12 protein-coding genes are annotated in these 17,076 nt (G+C 65.8%); 7 read left to right on the forward strand and 5 right to left on the reverse strand.

The annotated features are described in order from the left end of the window. Nucleotides 1-65: 65 nt before the first annotated feature. Nucleotides 66-2,939, reverse strand: coding sequence for an Hsp70 family protein (locus JAO85_RS09185; protein WP_202787927.1), 2,874 nt, complete (start codon nucleotides 2,937-2,939; stop codon nucleotides 66-68). Nucleotides 2,940-3,135: 196 nt separating this feature from the next. Here JAO85_RS09185 and JAO85_RS09190 point away from each other — a divergent pair, with 196 nt between their 5' ends. Next, the gene (locus tag JAO85_RS09190) at nucleotides 3,136-4,167 is read left to right on the forward strand and encodes a porin (RefSeq protein ID WP_039049525.1); all 1,032 of its coding nucleotides are present in this window, start codon (nucleotides 3,136-3,138) and stop codon (nucleotides 4,165-4,167) included. Between the two features lie 262 nt (nucleotides 4,168-4,429). On the opposite strand, the gene JAO85_RS09195 is transcribed toward JAO85_RS09190, so the two are convergent. Further along, nucleotides 4,430-6,406 (reverse strand): Hsp70 family protein, encoded by a 1,977-nt coding sequence (locus tag JAO85_RS09195; RefSeq protein ID WP_202787928.1) that lies wholly within the window; start codon nucleotides 6,404-6,406, stop codon nucleotides 4,430-4,432. Between the two features lie 3 nt (nucleotides 6,407-6,409). Beyond that, nucleotides 6,410-7,087, reverse strand: coding sequence for a DUF2760 domain-containing protein (locus tag JAO85_RS09200; protein WP_012836960.1), 678 nt, complete (start codon nucleotides 7,085-7,087; stop codon nucleotides 6,410-6,412). Nucleotides 7,088-7,552: 465 nt separating this feature from the next. Between JAO85_RS09200 and JAO85_RS09205 the strand changes: the two genes are divergently transcribed. After that, nucleotides 7,553-8,464, forward strand: coding sequence for a transporter substrate-binding domain-containing protein (locus JAO85_RS09205; RefSeq protein ID WP_202787929.1), 912 nt, complete (start codon nucleotides 7,553-7,555; stop codon nucleotides 8,462-8,464). Nucleotides 8,465-8,590: 126 nt separating this feature from the next. Here JAO85_RS09205 and JAO85_RS09210 read toward each other — a convergent pair whose 3' ends face one another. Beyond that, nucleotides 8,591-9,508 (reverse strand): LysR family transcriptional regulator, encoded by a 918-nt coding sequence (locus JAO85_RS09210; RefSeq protein WP_202787930.1) that lies wholly within the window; start codon nucleotides 9,506-9,508, stop codon nucleotides 8,591-8,593. Between the two features lie 170 nt (nucleotides 9,509-9,678). On the opposite strand from JAO85_RS09210, the gene JAO85_RS09215 reads away from it, so the two are divergent. From JAO85_RS09215 to JAO85_RS09235, 5 genes are all read left to right on the forward strand, one after another. Next, a complete protein-coding gene (locus tag JAO85_RS09215) occupies nucleotides 9,679-11,097 on the forward strand; it encodes a VOC family protein (protein ID WP_202787983.1) in 1,419 nt (472 codons plus the stop codon). Next, on the forward strand, nucleotides 11,094-12,332 hold the full coding sequence (locus JAO85_RS09220; RefSeq protein WP_202787931.1) for a PLP-dependent aminotransferase family protein: 1,239 nt from the start codon (nucleotides 11,094-11,096) through the stop codon (nucleotides 12,330-12,332). Before JAO85_RS09215 ends, JAO85_RS09220 begins: the two co-directional genes overlap by 4 nt. 195 nt (nucleotides 12,333-12,527) lie before the next feature. Then, nucleotides 12,528-12,707: a hypothetical protein gene (locus JAO85_RS09225; RefSeq protein ID WP_012836954.1), complete on the forward strand. Its 180-nt coding sequence runs from the start codon at nucleotides 12,528-12,530 to the stop codon at nucleotides 12,705-12,707. 143 nt (nucleotides 12,708-12,850) lie between these two features. Then, on the forward strand, nucleotides 12,851-13,720 hold the full coding sequence (locus JAO85_RS09230; protein WP_237734773.1) for a hypothetical protein: 870 nt from the start codon (nucleotides 12,851-12,853) through the stop codon (nucleotides 13,718-13,720). Nucleotides 13,721-13,813: 93 nt separating this feature from the next. Further along, nucleotides 13,814-14,521, forward strand: a complete 708-nt coding sequence (locus JAO85_RS09235) for a riboflavin synthase subunit alpha (protein WP_202787933.1) — start codon at nucleotides 13,814-13,816, stop codon at nucleotides 14,519-14,521. A gap of 57 nt (nucleotides 14,522-14,578) precedes the next feature. On the opposite strand, the gene JAO85_RS09240 is transcribed toward JAO85_RS09235, so the two are convergent. Then, nucleotides 14,579-17,062 carry a heavy metal translocating P-type ATPase gene (locus tag JAO85_RS09240; RefSeq protein WP_202787934.1) on the reverse strand — a complete coding sequence of 828 codons (2,484 nt, stop codon included), beginning with the start codon at nucleotides 17,060-17,062 and terminating at the stop codon, nucleotides 14,579-14,581. Nucleotides 17,063-17,076: the final 14 nt, after the last annotated feature.

Here is a 17,076-nt window from a genome sequence, read left to right on the forward strand (position 1 = left end):
CTTTGGCAGAGGCTGCCTCCTGCAAATGCCGTGACCAAAAGCCTGGCCGCAGCGGCACAACCTCTTCACAGCAGCACCAGCCCCGGCGGCAGACTGTCGCCCAGACTGCGCCTGTGATCCTCTGCCTCCATCTGCACCACCTGCTCGACCATGGCCATCCAGCGCTCTGGCGCACCGCTGCTGCGCATCTTCTCCAGCACCTGCGCCCTGACGGCATCGGGCAGATCGCGCGCGCGGTCGCCCGTCATGCGGGCCATCTGCACGGCGGCAAACATCGCGGTTTCGTTCTTGCGCCAGTCCTGGGCCAACGTGGCGTTCAGGAACTCCAGCGCCGCGTCTGGCGGCATCACCAGATGGGCGTTGGCGGCCAGCGATTGGCGTGCCGCCAGGCGACCTATGGCCCACCAGGTTTGCACGGTTTCATCCTCGCGCCTGAGGCGCTGCAGCATCCACTGCCCCATTTCCTGGCGGTACTGCCAGGGCACGGCCTCCATGGCCGCGAACAGGCGCAGCATGTCGTCGTAGCTGCCATGGCTGGCCTTGCCGCGCGTATTCTGCTGCACGGCCTTCTGCATATGGCCGGCCACGTCTTCGAGCAGCTCCATCTGCCGGGCCTCGTTCAGACCCGCTGCCACGCGGCGCCAGAACACCCACCACTCCGTCCAATTGGCGCCCTCTTTGGCATGACCCAGGCCCTGGCCAAACAAGGCCCAGACCTGGTCTATGCGCCAGCCATCGAGCTGCGCCCCCACGCCGGGGCGCAGACACCAGCCGGCGAGATTGAACCAAACGCGCTCATGGTCGGCCGTGCGACGGCGGCGCCTGGAGCGGGCCAGCAGCGCATCGAACAGGGCTCGCAGCAGGCCCAGCTCCCAGCCCTCGCGCGGGCCTAGGACTCTCTCTAGCGACTGGCGCAGTTGGCGCACTTCCCGGGCCGTCACTTCCTGCGCCTGCGTGCCGAAGATGCGCTCCACCAGGGCCACGGCTTTGGGCAGCCTGGCTGCCAAAGAATCAGACTGTTTTGGGCCTTCAGCGCCTTGTTCACCGGCGCTGTCAGCTATGGGTTCCGAAGCCGAAGCAGCACGTACAGCAAAGGGCAGCAGCCAGGACTGGCCCGCATCCTGCATGGCAACGCAGCGCACTTCCAGCGTGCCGACCTCGCTCATGCAGGCTTGCAGCTGCACCTCGACCTGGGCTGCGGCCCGGCCTTCGGGCGCGGGCAGCACCGTGGCCAGGGGCGGCAGCTCCACCCAACCCTCGCCGATCAAAGCTGCAATCTGGCCGGCCTGCGCAGGTACATGGCTCAGGCTGTTGGCCAATACATTGAAGCGCACGGCCTGGCCCAGCTTGAGCGCAAAACGCCGGCCAGAGAGCACCATGCGCACGCCCTCTTCCGTGCCGCGCGGCAGCAGGCACAGGCCTTGCGGAGCCTCGCCCCTCTTGCCCGGCAGCAGCAGCCAGTAGCTGCGTGCCGAACCGCCGCCAATGCGCGGCACCATGGTCTTGATCGCTGCCGACGCTTGCCCGGCCCGTGCTTCAGGCGGGTTGGGCGTAGCAATCTGTGCCGCCGCCAGCTCTGCCTGATGGCGGGCCAGCCCGTAGGCTGCCGCACCGCGCGCCACGGCCCAGTCCGGGTGCGGGTTGTGCAGCACACGCACCGGGCTGCCGCGCCAGCGGCCAAGCAATTGCGTCAGACGCTGAACCATGGCATGGGCGTGGAACACTCCGCCGTTGAGCAGCACGGTATCGGGCAGACCTTCACTTGCATGCTGGGCGAGAAAATGCGCCAGATGACGACTGATGGCCGCATCGGCCGGATAGGGCAGACCAAAGCCGCGCAGCGCGCCCTGCCGCCTGGCGGGCATATCGCTGATCCGCGTGACCGGCAAAAAGCCGTCGACCACCGACTGCCGCACCTGCTCACGGGTCAGCGTGACGCTTTGAGTCGCCGCCAGCAGCTTGCTGCCGCCCCCGAGCAAGGTGATGCCGATCTGCTCGGGCGCGTTCTGCGCCAGCAACTGTTCCTTGGCCATGCGGCAGCGCTGCACCAGCTGGGCAAAGCGCTGTGCGGACAGCCTCTGGCCCAGGTCTGGCGCCTTGTGCGCAAAAGCCGGCTCAAGCTGATGGGCCAGCGCCAGGTCCATGTTGTCGCCGCCCAGCATCAGGTGCTCGCCGACGGCCGTGCGCGTCAGTGTGGGCAGGCTGCCATCGGCCGATGCATCCACGCGAATCAGCGTCAGATCGGTAGTTCCCCCGCCCACATCCACCACCAGCACCAGGCGGCTGTCCGCCAGTTGCGCAGCCAGCTCATCGCCCTGCAGCACCAGCCAGTCGTGAAACGCGGCCTTGGGCTCCTCCAGCAGCTGCACGCGCGGCAGACCCGCCATCTGCGCGGCCTCCAGCGTCAGTGCACGTGCACCTTCGTCGAACGAGGCTGGTACCGTCAGCACCACGCTTTGCTGGTGCAGTGGCGCTTCGGGACGGGCCTGGTCCCATGCTGCTCTGACGTGGGCCAGGTAGGAGCTTGAGGCCGCCAGCGGCGATACCTTGGCCACGTCCTCGCCAGCCCCCCAGGGCAGGATGGCGGCCGTGCGATCCACGCCGGTATGCGAGAGCCAGCTTTTGGCGCTGGCCACCAACCGCCCCGGCACGGCAGCGCCCAGATCTCGCGCCCAGCGGCCGATGACGGCAGGCGCCGCCTCATCCGCGCCCTGCGGCGGCCAGGGTTGGCGCCAGACCTCGCCCAGCTCGCCCTGGGCGGCCTGGTAACGCACCGAAGGCAGCAGGGGCTGGGCCACGACCTCGCCTGCCGTGCTGCGCTGCGGAATATCGAGCAGCGCGATATCGCTTGTCGCAGCGTCCAGCGCAACGCTTGCCACGACCGTGTGACTGGTGCCCAGGTCGATGCCGACGGCGTAGGTGGGGCGAGATGAATGCATGGGCTGAGGCGGAGACACGTAAAACTCTGTCGCCGATCGTAACAAGAGCCGGATGCCCGAACCGCCTGCCGGGATGAGCTGCTGCTGCGACGACAACTGTCCAAAGCAGTGCACGGTGGCTGGCACGGGATTTGCCTTGTAACAAGCGCGCAGATTCGCGCAAGTTTCATAGCAAAGATCGAAGGCTAGTCGCTACATGCCAGTCAAAACAACAACTGTGTCTCGTGTCCTCCTCGCCGCTCTGGCCACCGCCGGAGCTTCCGTCGCGCTCGCACAAAGCAGCGTGCAGATCTATGGCCGCCTCAATACCTCGGTCGAGCATCAGAAGGTCGGAAACAGCAGCCTGACCGGGCTCTTCAACAACAACTCGCGCTTTGGCTTTGTGGGTAGCGAAGACCTGGGCGGCGGCCTCAAGGCCGGCTTCCAGCTCGAATCCGGCTTCGAATCCGATACCGGCGCCGGTACCGGCAGCACCGGCGCCCTGGCCTTTCAGCGTCAGAGCGAAGTCAACCTCTCGGGCAGTCTGGGCAAGCTGCGCCTGGGCCGTTTTGGTGCCGCCACCTATTTCGGCATTGCCGACTATGGTGCACTGGATGAGCCCAACCACGACACCGGCTCCATCGCCGATGCGCTCTACGACTACGTGATGCGCAACACCAACAAGATCGCCTACCGCAGCCCTGTGATGGCCGGGCTGACATTGGAAGCTCAGGCATCGCTACACGAAAAGACGACAGGTGCCGTGCAGAAGAACGGCTACGACCTCTATGCCAACTGGGAACGCGGCCCCTTGGCCCTGGGCGCGGGCTTTACCCAGCTGGGTGACGACAGGCAGTTTGCCCTGCGCGGCCACTACATCTGGAATGCGCTGCAGATCGGTGCCTACTACCAGCGCTCGGACAACGGCTCAGGCTCGCTGTGCAGCAATGGCGGTACCGGCTGCGGCACGCGTGACGCTGCGCGCGTGACTGCGGCCTACCGGGTCGGCGCTTCGGAGCTTGCCCTGGGCTACGGCTGGGCCAGCCGCTGGAGCCATGTGCCCGGCAGCAGCGCACGCCAGTGGATTCTTGGCTACAACCACCACCTGAGCAAACGCACCAAGCTCTACGCTGCCTACACACGCATCGACAACGGAGCCGGCGTGGCCTATGGCTATAACTTCAAGGGTGGCGTGGGCTATGGTCAGGATGCCAGCAGCCTGAGCATCGGTCTGCGCCACGCGTTCTAGACCTGCTTGAGTGGGGCACGTGCCATGTTGCTGGTGGGCATGGTGCGCGCCCTGCTTCTCAAAAGAAGAGCTTCATGATCTTGCGCCAGGCATGATTGGACCTGAACCTTTGTGTGACATGTCTTTGTCACGGACAGAGGGCGGGTCTCGGCCAGAAGTGCAGCCACAAACAAGAGAACAAAAAGAGAGAACAAAAGAGAGAACAAAAAAGCCCGCCAACCAATCGGCCAGCGGGCTTTCGCAGTCGAGCAATGCAACAGCCTTACTCGGCGGCCTCCGCAGAGGTCTCCGCGCGCACATCGAATTCCACCTTCCAGCGCTCGCTTCCGCCCACGGGCACGGCATTGAGCTCCAGCGTGCCGATATCGGTCACGCGCGCCGCCAGGGTCACGGGCACCACCTCGCCGGCAGCGCGGCCGGCGGCGGGCAGATTCAGCTCGATCTCCTGCAGCTCCACCAGCTCTTCGGGCGACCAGAAGTCCAGCATGGTGCCGACCTGATCGGTGCGGCGCACGGACGAGCCGAAGAAGCGCAGACGCACGGGCTCGCCCACGACCAGGCCGAACTCTTCGTCAGGCAGAGCGACTTCCGTGCCCTCCTCCATGCCGAACGGTGCCAGGCACAGGGCGGACAGAGGCGGCTCCATGCCGGGGATGGCGGGCATATTGCTCTCCACACCCACGTAATAGGACTGGGCCGTGCCGCCGCGAATGCGCACGCCGCGGCCGCTGGTGGCGATATGGCCGTAATAGGCCGCACCGCGGGCCACGGCCAGATCGAGGTTGGCACCGTCCAGCAGGCGCGCAGGCTCGCAGGCCTCGTCGTCCAGCCAGCCGTTGATGACCTCCAGGATGCGCTGCTCGATCTGGGGCGCCTTGAGCACGCCGCCGTTGAACAGAATGGCCGTGGGATGCAAAAAGGTGGAGCCGTCGATCTGATCGCCGTCCAGGCCCTCGATCTCGGCCAGCGCATGAACCTGACGGCTCAGAAAGGCCGCCAGATGGCGCGTGACGGCGGCATCTTGCGCATAGGGCAGGCCCAGTTGCGTGAGCGCGCCGCGCGCACGGGTCTTAGGCTTGTCGCTGACGGCCACCTTGGGGAAAAAGCCCTCGACCAGCATGGCCAGCACTTCGTCGCGTGTCACTTCGGTACGGATGCTGCCGCCGATGAGCTTGCTGCCCCGGCTGGGTACGACCACGGGCACGGCTTGCAGGCTTGCGTCAGCCAGCAATTGCTCCTTGGCTGCGCGGCAGCCATGGGCCAGCGCACGGGTTTGCCAGGCATCGAGCTGCTTGCCTTCGGCCGCCAGCTTGCGTGCAACGCCATAGGCCAGGGCCAGGTCCATGTTGTCGCCGCCCAGCAAAATGTGTTCGCCCACGGCAATGCGCTGCAGCTCCAGATTGCCATCGCGCTCCAGCACGGCGATCAGCGAGAGGTCGGTGGTGCCGCCACCCACGTCCACGACGAGGATGATGTCGCCATGCTTGACCTGCTTGCGCCACTGGCCGCCGCTGGCCTGGATCCAGCTGTACAGCGCGGCCTGAGGTTCTTCGAGCAGTGTCAGCCTGGCAAAGCCCGCAGCCTTGCAGGCCTCGGCCGTCAACTCGCGCGCGGCGGGGTCGAACGATGCCGGGATGGTGACGGTGATGTCCTGCTGGGCAAACGGGGCCTCGGGGTGAGCCTGCTCCCAGGCGCGGCGCAGATGCTCGAGATAGCGGGTTGAAGCGGTCAGCGGCGAAATGCGGCTGACTTCCTCGGGCGCATCGGCGGGCAGAATGCCGGCGCGGCGATCGACGCCGGGGTGGCAGAGCCAGCTCTTGGCGCTGCTGACCAGACGGATGGGCGTGGCCGCGCCGCGGCTGCGGGCGAACTCGCCGGTGATGAAGTCGCCGGGTGCACCGGGCAAGCTGCGCTCGGCCTCGGTCAGCTCGCTTTCGTGCGGCAGATAGAGAAAGGACGGCAGCAGGGGCCTGACCTCGACACTGCCGGGAGCCGTGAGCTGGGGAATGTCCAGCACGCCCTGCACCACCTTCTCGCCATCGCTGGCGGTCTTGTTCACATAGGACAGCGCGCAGTGGGTGGTGCCCAGATCGATGCCGATGCTGTAGCTAGCGCCGGCAGACAGGGCGTCGGCCTGGCCTGCAGGGCCTTGTGGCTGAGCGGCGGCAGCCACGGAATCAGGAGTGCTCGCAGCTTGACTGGCCGCACCCGATGCGGCGATGGAGGCAAACATATTCATGGCTCACAGCTCCACTTCGGCTTGGGCGATGACCTTGGCGGCCTGAATGTCGGTGAGCTGGGGCAGCTTGACCTGCGTCACCAGCCAGCCGCGATGGGACAGCGTGCCGGTAAACGGCGGCTGGCCGACCACATTGCCCGTCAGTCGCACGGCAGCAGCGTCAAAACCGGCCTGCAAAGTGATGCGCGAGCCTTCGGCTTCGCTGCAAACGGGGGAGAGCGTGAAATGCTCGCGCAGCACCTTGCGGCAGCCTTCATGCACCACGCGCGCAGCCGCACCGATCTCGGCATCGGTATAGGGCGCGACGTCTTCCTGGATGAAGTCCACAAAACGAGCCTCGCGCTGCATCAGGCCCAGCAGTTGCAGGGCGGCGCTGTCGGTGGCGACGAGCTTTTCCACTTCGACGGTTTTTTCGATCAGCTTCTCGACCGGAACCTCGACGCGCTTCTCGACGGTCTTTTCCACGATTTTTTCGACCGGCACTTCGACGCGAACCTCGACGATCTTCTCGACCGGCACTTCCACGCGTACTTCCCTGGGGGCGACGTCGGCGGCAAAAGCCTCACCGGCGCGTACACGACTCACGTCGGCGGCCAGGCGACCGTTACCGAGAATGGCAAAGAAACTGCCGATCGCGATGGCGATGCGGCTCAGGAATGAGGGGGGGGTATTGGCAGTCATGGAGTCTGTCTCAAAACAGGTTCACGCATGCAGAGTCATTCTGTGGCGCCCTTGCGGGCTGCGCTGCGCGAACCGAAAACGGAGCCGGACCAGGCGGCAGCGACACGGCCGGCCCTGGCGGCACAAGGCTGGACGCGCCGCAAACGATGCGCGCGGGCCTGTGCAACAGGCGCAGATATTACCCAAAAAGCCCGGTCAGCCGTCCCGCTATGGCTTTGCCGCGTCGGCTGCCGCACCTGGACACGCGCTGCCGGGTCATACGCCGCAAGCATGACCTTCTTCCGTTTCATCGTTATGAAACCGCTGCCATTTGCCGGATAGTTGATGCAGGATCTTGACAAACAGGCCGCCCCGGCAACGGGTCTTGCCGATTCATGGGCTGCAGGCAATGCGCGGCACCATGGACGACCGCACAACAATTGCATTGCGTTTTCGATACGCCCACTTCCCGAGGAGACTTCCCCCATGCGCCTGATGACCGCGAACATAACGCTGGCATGTACCGCCCTTGTAGCCGCCATGGCCGCCTCCGGCGTCCAGGCCCAGACCGCCTCCGGCAGCACGCTGGAAAAGCTGCAGAAGACCGGCAAGGTGGTCATAGGCGTGCGCGAAAGCTCGGCCCCCATGGCCTATGCCATAGGCGCCAACCACCGCTTCACCGGCTACCACGTGGAGTTGTGCGAAAAGGTGCTGGCCCAGATCGCGCCCAGCGTCAAGATCGAATACATGGCCATCACCGCGCAGAACACCATGCCTCTGGTGCAAAACGGCACGGTGGATCTGGGCTGCGGCCCCACGACCAACAACCTCAGCCGCCAGAAGCAGGTCTCGTTTGCCGTCACCACCTATGTCAGCCAGGTGCGCATGGCCGTGCGCGCAGACTCTCCCGTGACCTCGTTCAAGCAGCTGGACGGCAAGACCGTGGCAGCTTCGGCGGGGACCACCGCCGTGCAGCTGCTGCGCAAATACAGCCATGACAACAATGTCAAGCTGCCGACCCAGCTGGGCAAGGACCATTTCGAGAGTTTTCTGATGCTGGAATCCGGCCGCGCTGACGCTTTTGTGCTTGACGACAATCTGCTGGCCGGCGTGATCGCCAACTCCAAGGACCCCAGGGGCTACAAGATCGTGGGCGAGGCGCTGGGATCGGAGCCCATCGCGCTGCTGATGCGCAAGGATGATCCGGGCTTCAAGAAGGCCGTGGACGATGCCCTGGTGCGCATGATGAAGTCCGGCGAGGTGGCGAAGATCTACGACAAGTGGTTTATGCAGCCCATTCCACCCAAGGAAATGCCGCTGAACCTGCCCATGAGCGAGACGCTCAAGCAGTTGCTGCAAGCGCCCAATGACAAGCCGCTGGAAGCCTATAACAGCTGAAACGACCGCAAGCCTGCGCCTGAAGTCATGCTTTATTGATAGCTGGTTGCGCTTGTTGAACAATAAGTTCAGGCATATTCATTACTGAACTCATTGAAGGAGCTGCGCTGGCAGCTCCTTTTTTCATTACAGCGGCGCAGAGGAAGCAAACTCCTGCGCGACCTGCTTGAGCCAGCCCTGGAAGGCCTGCAACGGCGGATAGGTCGAGCGGCTGGTCGGCCAGGCCAGGTAGTAGCGCTCGGCACTTTCCACCTCGGGCAGTTGCGGCAGAGCCTGGACCAGATCGCCGGCCTGCAGCTCGCGCAGGATCAGAAACTTGGGCAGCAGCGCCACGCCCACGCCGGCGATCGCGGCCTGGGCCGCCGTGGCGAACTGATCGAACAGCATGCCCTGCATATCGCCGCCCTGGCAGCCCTGGCTGCCGAACCAGCGCTGCCAGGCGTCGGGGCGCGAAGCCAGATGCAGCAGGGGCGCGCGCAGCAGATCCTGGGGCCGGGCAAAGCCATGACGGGCCGCCACATCAGGGCTGCAGGCCGGCACCACGGTCTCGCTCATGAGGAACTCCAGCTCCGCGCCCGGCCAGTTCGGCAAGCCGAAATGAATGGCCGCATCCACGGCCTCGAGCTGGAAATCGAACTGCGACAGCCGCGTTGTCAGATTGATGGTGATGCCCGGATGGGCACTGAAGAACTGCGGCAGCCGCGGCGCCAGCCAGCGCGTGCCGAAGGTCGGCAGGATGGCCAGGTTCAGGCTGCCGCCCTGCGGATTGGTGCGAAAGCCCAGCGTGGCATTGGAGATGCGCGCCAGGGCAGCGCGTATCTCCTGCGCATAGGCCTGGCCCGCAGCGCTCAGGCGCACGGTCTGGCGCTCGCGCACGAACAGCTCGGTGCCCAGGCGCTCCTCCAGCGCGCGAATCTGGCGGCTGACGGCGCTTTGCGTCAGATGCAGCTCGGCGGCCGCTGCGGTAAAGCTCTGATGCCGCGCCGAGGCCTCGAAGGCGCAGAGCAGGGACATGGGGGGCAGAAAGCGACGGGATAACTGCATGGCGGCAAGGATGTGGGAGGGATTCGGGCGCAGGTTCATTCCATTCGGGTATGACCTGCAGGCCGGATTATCGTTTGACCAAAGTCATGACGGCGCAGAACATGCTGCATATTCCTGCGGCCCCGCCAGCGGCGCGGCCATCCCACGAACCCCAGCCCTTCTGTTTTGTCATGAGCGCCACGCCCCACGCCTCTTCCACCGCAGCCCGCTTTGTCAGCGTCGACGAGATCCGCACGCGCTTCTCGCGTGCCATGTCCGAGATGTACCGCAAGGAAGTGCCGCAGTACGGCACCCTGATCGACCTGGTGGCCGATGTCAACGCCGTGGCGCTGCAGGCCGACCCCGAGCTGCGCCAGCGCATGAACAGCAGCGGCGAGCTCGAGCGCCTGGATGTGGAGCGCCATGGCGCCATCCGCGTGGGCACGGCCGAGGAACTGGCCACGCTGCGCCGCCTGTTCGCCGTGATGGGCATGGAGCCCGTGGGCTATTACGACCTCTCGGTGGCCGGCGTTCCCGTGCACTCCACGGCCTTTCGCCCCGTGCACGACGAGGCACTGCTGGCCAACCCGTTTCGCGTCTTCACCTCGCTGCTGCGCCTGGAGCTGATTGCCGATGCAGCGCTGCGCGCGCAGGCCGCCGAGATCCTCGAGCGCCGCAGCATCTTCACGCCACGCGCACTGGAGCTCATTGCCCAAGCCGAGCGTGACGGAGGCCTGGACAGCAGCGACGCCGACGCCTTTGTGCAGCAGGCCCTGGAGACCTTCCGCTGGCACAGCGACGCCACCGTGGATGCCGCGACCTACAAGGCCCTGCAGCAAGCCCACCGCCTGGTGGCCGATGTGGTGTGCTTCAAGGGGCCGCACATCAACCATCTGACGCCACGCACGCTGGACATAGACATGGCCCAGGCCGATATGCCCACGCGCGGCATGGATGCCAAGGACGTGGTCGAAGGCCCGCCGCAGCGCGCCTGCCCCATCCTGCTGCGCCAGACCAGCTTCAAGGCACTCAAGGAGGCCGTGCGCTTTACCGATGCCGACGCCAACGCGGACAGTTCCGGCGCCCATACCGCGCGCTTTGGCGAGATCGAGCAGCGCGGCGTCGCGCTGACACGCAAGGGCCGAGCCCTGTACGACGAGCTGCTGGGCCTGGTGCGCGGCATAGACAGCGCGGGCAGCGCCGCGCCCGACTATGCACACCGCCTGCAGCAGGTCTTCACGCAGTTTCCCGACACCCACGAACAATTGCGCCGCCAGGGTCTGGCCTTCTACCGCTACCGCCTGACCGAGCAGGCTCAGGCCTCGCTTGCCCAAAGCCCTGCCAGTGCAGACCTGGAAGCACTGATCGACCGGGGTCTGGTGCAGGCCGAGCCGATTACCTATGAAGATTTTCTGCCCGTGAGCGCGGCCGGCATCTTCCAGTCCAACCTCGGCGGCGAGGAGCAAAAGCAATACCAGGCCCATGCCGCGCAGCAGGTCTTCGAAAGCGCGCTGGGCGCGCGCGTGCATGACGAAATCGCCCTGTACGAGGCCTCCGAGCAGCAATCCAGGGCCCAGGTTCTCGCAATGCTGTCGGGAGCGGCAGCATGAGTCGGGACAGCGCACTGGCTCCCTTTGCCGCGGTGTTTGCCGAGCCTGCGGGGTCTCCGATACGCGAGCTGTTTCCCTATCTCTCGCGCCCCGGCATGATCTCGCTGGCCGGCGGCTATCCATCGCCCAGCCTCTTCGATGCCGAGGGCCTGGCCCAGGCTGCACAGCAGGCCATGGCCCAGGGCCCCGGCGCGCTGCAGTATGGCGCCACCGAAGGCCTGAGCGAGCTGCGCGAGGCCCTGGCGCAGCAGGCGCGCGAGCGCGGCATGCATGCGACGGCCGCCGACATACTCGTGACCACCGGATCGCAGCAGGCCTTTGACCTGCTGGTGCGCGTGCTCGTCGAGCCCGGCGACACGGTGCTGGTCGAGGTGCCGGCCTATCCCGCCACGCTGCAGGCCCTGCGTCTGGCCCAGGCGCGCATCCTGCCCGTTTCCATGGACGAGCAAGGCCTGCAGACAGAAGCCCTGGCCGATCTGCTGGCCGCACTGCCGGCCGGCCAGCGCCCCAAGCTGCTCTACACCGTGCCGAACTTCTCCAACCCGCGCGGCACGCTGCTGGCGGCCGAGCGCCGCGAGGCTCTGGTGCAACTGGCCCGGCAACATGGCTTCTGGGTGGTCGAGGACGATCCCTATGGCGAGCTGCGCTTCGACGAGCCCGGCGACGTCCCCCAGGCCATGCCTGGCACCGTGCGCGCCGCGGGCGAGCGGCTGGCCGAGCCCGGCTCCAACCCCGTCATCTATCTGTCCAGCCTGTCCAAGACCGTGGCCCCCGCGCTGCGCGTGGGCTGGATGCTGGCCGACGCACCGCTGCTGCGCCGCTGCACGGTGGCCAAGCAGACGGCCGATCTGTGCACCTCACCGCTGACGCAGTCGGTCGCCGCCTGCTATCTGGCCAGTGGGCGCTACCCGGCCACCGTGCAGCGCGCGCGCCAGGAATACCAGCGCCGCATGCAGGCCCTGGTCCAGGGCCTGAACGCGGCACCGGACAGCGGCATACGCTGCTCGCGCCCCGCAGGCGGCATGTTCGTCTGGGCCGAGCTGGACCGCCGCATCGATCCGCAAAAGCTCTTCGATGCCGCCGTGGCCCTGGGCGTGATCTATGTGCCAGGCAAGGCCTTCTATCCTGCCGCCCCCGACCTGCACACGCTGCGCATGTCGTTTGCCGCGCCCGAGGTGCCGCAGATCGCGCAGGCCGTGGAGCGTCTGTGCCAGGCTGCAGCACAAAGCCGCTGAGATAAAGCACCCCCTGTGCCGCTTCGCGTCTTCCCCCTCTCTGGCTTCGCCGGAGGGGGACGGCACCGACGCTGCGGGGCGGCCCTTGCGCAGCGCCCGGCCATGCACAGCGCCATGAAATCACGGAGATACGGGAGCCCAGCTGCACCGGCCAGGGCCGCGCGGCATAATCGGGGCTCAGATATCTTCTTAGCCATGGCCTGCCTGCACCTGTCCACCGCCGCCCGCCTGCGCCGCTCTGCCCTTGCTGCAGAGCTGCCCGCGCGTGCCTGCGTGCTGCGTGCGCTGCACACACGCCGCCATGGCATTCCCACCGCATTCGTGAGCCTGAGCGGTGTCACGGCCATGCTTTCCGCCGCCGTGCGGATGGCTTGAAGCACACAGCTCACCTCCTCCGCACGGCCTTCCCAAACAGCATTTCCCTGGTGCATGGGAGAGGTACGTCCACGTCTTCGGCGTCCGTACTGTCACGCGCACCGCATCTTGCTCAAAGGACGATCCGGAGGTCAGCCATGGACATGGAACTCACTCAAAATTTCTTGCGCGGCAAAAACCCATGTGCCATGGGCTACCGCTGGTTTGTGCGCAACAACCTGGCCGGCGGCGACTACCAGGCGGCCATGGACACCCAGGTGGCCGCCGGCCGCGTGGAAGACGCACGCTGGCTGCTGGAGAACTTCGGCTCCACCAACAGCGTGCTGGAGCTCGAGCACCTGGAGGCCGACAACTTTGTCTATGCCGGCACCCTGATCGTGCATGGCGATGTGCGCGTCCCCGGCCAGCTGCTGGTGGGCCGCAGCCTGCAGACGGGCGGCGGCATACGCGCGGGCAAGCTGGAAGCGGGCGAGGAAATTCAATGCGGCGGCGCCATCTTTGCCGGTGAATTGCTCCAGGCCGGCGGCAGCATCAAGGCGGCCTGGAGTGTGGAAGTCGAGGGCGAGCTACGCGCCGAAGACCTGCGCTGCGGCTGGGAGCTGCGCGGCGGCGGCCATGTAAAGCTCAAAGGCAATGCCCATATCGGCCAGGAGGTGCAGGTGCAAGGCGATATGCACTGCGGCAAGGGCCTGAAAGCAGGCGGCGCCATCGAGGTGCAGGGTCTGCTCGATGTAGGTCATGGCATTGCCGGCAACGACGGCATTCTGTGCGGCAACCATATTCAGGCCGGCTGGGGCATCAAGGCCCTGGGCGATATCCGCGCGGCCTGCAGCATCCGCAGCGGCGAGACCCTGCAGGCTGATGGCGAAATCGCGGCCGGCCCGGGCTATGGCGTGTTTGCCGGCATGAATGTGCAGATGCAGGCCTGGCCCGACTGCGCCTGGGTGCGTGCGCTCAAAAAGCCCGAGGCGCTGATCAGCGGCTTCTGGGAAGGCCGGCCGGCCTTCGCCTAGACGTTGGTCGGGTTAAGGGGCAAACAGGCAAAATAGCTTTTTTGGCCCAAGGTCGGCGCCCGGCGCCCGCCTGTTGATAAGAGAGTCTGCCCCGTGTTTACCGGCATCATTCAGGCCGTGGCAAAGATTGCCGCGCTGCGCGACCAGGACGGCCTGCGCACCTTCATCATGGAGTTCCCCGAAGGCTTCTGCCAGGACCTGGCCATTGGCGCCAGCGTCTCGCATGACGGCGTCTGCCTGACGGTGACCGAGAACCTCTCGCCCACTAGCGCCAGCTTTGATGTGATGCTGCAAAGCCTGAACATCACCACGCTGGGCAGCTGCAAGGCCGGCGACACGCTCAATGTGGAGCGCGCCGCCAGGGATGGTGCCGAGATTGGCGGCCACCCGCTGTCGGGCCACGTGGACTTCATGGCGCCACTGCTGGAGCTGATGCAGACCGAGACCAACCACAAGATCCGCTTCGGCATTCCCGAGGCCTTCCGCCCCTATGTGTTTGCCAAGGGCTATATCGCCGTCAACGGCGCCAGCCTGACGGTGGCCGAGGTAAATCGCAAGGAGGGCTGGTTCGAGGTCTGGCTGATTCCCGAAACCCTTCGCATGACGGTGTTCGGCGGCAAGAAGGTCGGCGATCTAGTCAATATCGAGATCGAGCGCAGCACCCAGGTGGTGGTCGATACCGTGCGCGAAACCGTGGAAGCCAGCCTGGGCCGGCTCAAGCCCGTGCTCGAAGCCCTGCTGCAGGAAAAAGGCCTGAGCCTCGACGATTTCGTGGATGTGCCGCAACTGCCCAAGCAATAGCCCCGGGTCAGGGGCAAGCGTCAGAACATCTTCCGGCGCCCACCCCATGCCCTCTTTTCAGAGAGCCGGTTTGAAGCGCTTGAGCCGCAGCGCGTTGGAGAGCACGAATACGCTCGAAAGTGCCATGGCTCCAGCGGCAAACACCGGCGACAGCAACATGCCGTTGAACGGATAGAGCAGACCTGCCGCCACCGGTATCAGCGCCACGTTGTAGGCAAAGGCCCAGAACAGGTTCTCGCCGATGTTCTTCATGGTGGCCTTGGACAACGCAATCGCATTCGGCACGCCCGAAAGATCGCCCGACATCAGCACCACATCGGCCGCCTCGATCGCAATATCGGTGCCCGTGCCTATGGCGATGCCCACATCGGCCTCGGCCAGGGCCGGTGCATCGTTGATGCCGTCGCCCACATAGGCCAGCGTGCCATGCTCGGCCTTGAGGCGCTTGACGCTCTCGACCTTGCCGCCTGGCAAGACCTCGGCCACCACCTCGTCAATGCCCAGCTGCCGGGCAATCGCCTCGGCCGTGTGGCGGTTGTCGCCGGTAATCATGGCCACCTTCAGGCCCAGTGCGTGCAGGGCATCGATCGCGGGCTTGGTGCTGGGCTTGATCGGATCGGCCACGGCAATCATGGCGGCCACCTTGCCGCCTATGGCCGCATACAGCGGCGTCTTGCCTTCGCTGCCCAGGCGCTGGGCCTCGGCTGCAAAACCGTCAACGCTCAGACCGAGCTCGCGCATGAAGCGGTCGGCACCGATCTCCACCTGATCGCCCAGCACCACGGCACGCACGCCGAAACCGGTCACCGATGCGAAGTCGCTGATGGCCGGAACCTCCAGCCCCTCGGCCTTGGCTGCATCGACAATGGCGCGCGCAATCGGATGCTCGCTGCGATCTTCCACGGCAGCCACCCGCGCCAGAACGGCGGCACGTTCAAAGCCATCGGCCAGCACCAGATCGGTCAGCTCGGGACGGCCACGGGTCAGCGTGCCGGTCTTGTCCACCGCCACCACCCTGGCATCCTTGAGCTGCTGCAGTGCCTCGCCCTTGCGCAGCAACACTCCCATTTGCGCGGCACGCCCGGTTCCCACCATGATGGAAGTCGGCGTGGCCAGCCCCATGGCACAGGGGCAGGCAATGATGAGCACGGCCACGGCATTGACCAGGGCAAAGCTCAGCGCGGGATCGGGACCCCAGACCAGCCAGATCACAAAAGTCAGCAGGGCCGCGGCCATGACGGCCGGCACAAACCACATGGTGATCTTGTCCACCAGCGCCTGAATCGGCAGCTTGCTGCCCTGGGCCTGCTCCACCATGCGGATGATCTGCGCCAGCAGCGTATCGGCGCCCACCTTGGTGGCTCTGAAAGCCAAAGCGCCATTCTGATTGACCGTGCCGCCTACCACTTCGGCGCCCTCGACCTTCTCGACCGGCACGGGCTCACCGCTGATCATGGATTCGTCGACAAAGCTGCGGCCCTCGATGACCTCGCCATCGACAGGAATGCGCTCGCCGGGGCGCACTTCGATCACATCGCCGGCACGCACCTGGGCAATGTCGATTTCCAGGACCTGGCTATCGCGGCGCACGCGCGCCGTCTTGGCCTGCAGTTGCACCAGGCGGCGAATGGCCTCCGAGGTATTGCCCTTGGCACGCGCCTCCAGAAAGCGGCCCAGCAGGATCAGCGCGACGATGACGGCCGCGGCTTCGAAGTACACATTCACCGTGCCTGCGGGCAGCCATTGCGGCACAAAGGTCGCGACCACCGAATAAGCGAATGCCGCCGAGGTGCCCACCGCGACCAGCGAATTCATATCGGGCGCAGCGCGCAGCAGGGCGGGCACGCCTTTATCGAAAAAGCGCCTACCCGGCCCGAACAGCACCACGGCCGTCAGCACGAACTGGATGTACCAGCTGTTCTGCGTGCCGATGCTGCCCGCAATCCAGTGGTGAAATGCGGGCACCATGTGACCGCCCATTTCCAGCAGAAACACGGGCAGTGCGAACACGGTCGCAAAGATCAGCGAGCGCTTGAGCGACTCGCGCTCCTGCGCCTGGCGCTGGGCTGCGGCGTCCTCACCGGTTGCGGCAACGTTGTGCAGCACGGGTTGAGCTTCATAGCCGGCCTTTTCTATCGCTGCAATCAAGCTGCTCACATCCACGCTGCCCTGCAGCTGCACGCTGGCACGCTCGGTCGCAAGATTCACCACGGCGTTCTGGACACCGGGCACTTTCTTGAGCGCACGCTCCACGCGGCCCACACAGGACGCACAGGTCATGCCGCCCACCTGCAAATCCACGCTTTGCGCAGGTACCGCATAGCCTGCTTTTTCAATCGCCGCCACGGCTTGCGGCAGGATGGCCGCAGCCTGCGCCGGATCGGCCACGGTGAGGCTGGCTTTTTCCGTGGCCAGATTGACCACGGCCTCCTGCACACCGGGCACTTTCTTGAGCGCCCGCTCCACCCGGCCCACGCAGGATGCGCAGGTCATTCCTTCCACAGACAGCTCAAAGGCTCCGCTTTTGGTCAGTGCATTCATCGCGTTCTCCATTC

The sequence above is a fragment of the Comamonas sp. NyZ500 genome (genome assembly GCF_016772095.1).
Lineage (GTDB): Bacteria > Pseudomonadota > Gammaproteobacteria > Burkholderiales > Burkholderiaceae_C > Comamonas > Comamonas thiooxydans.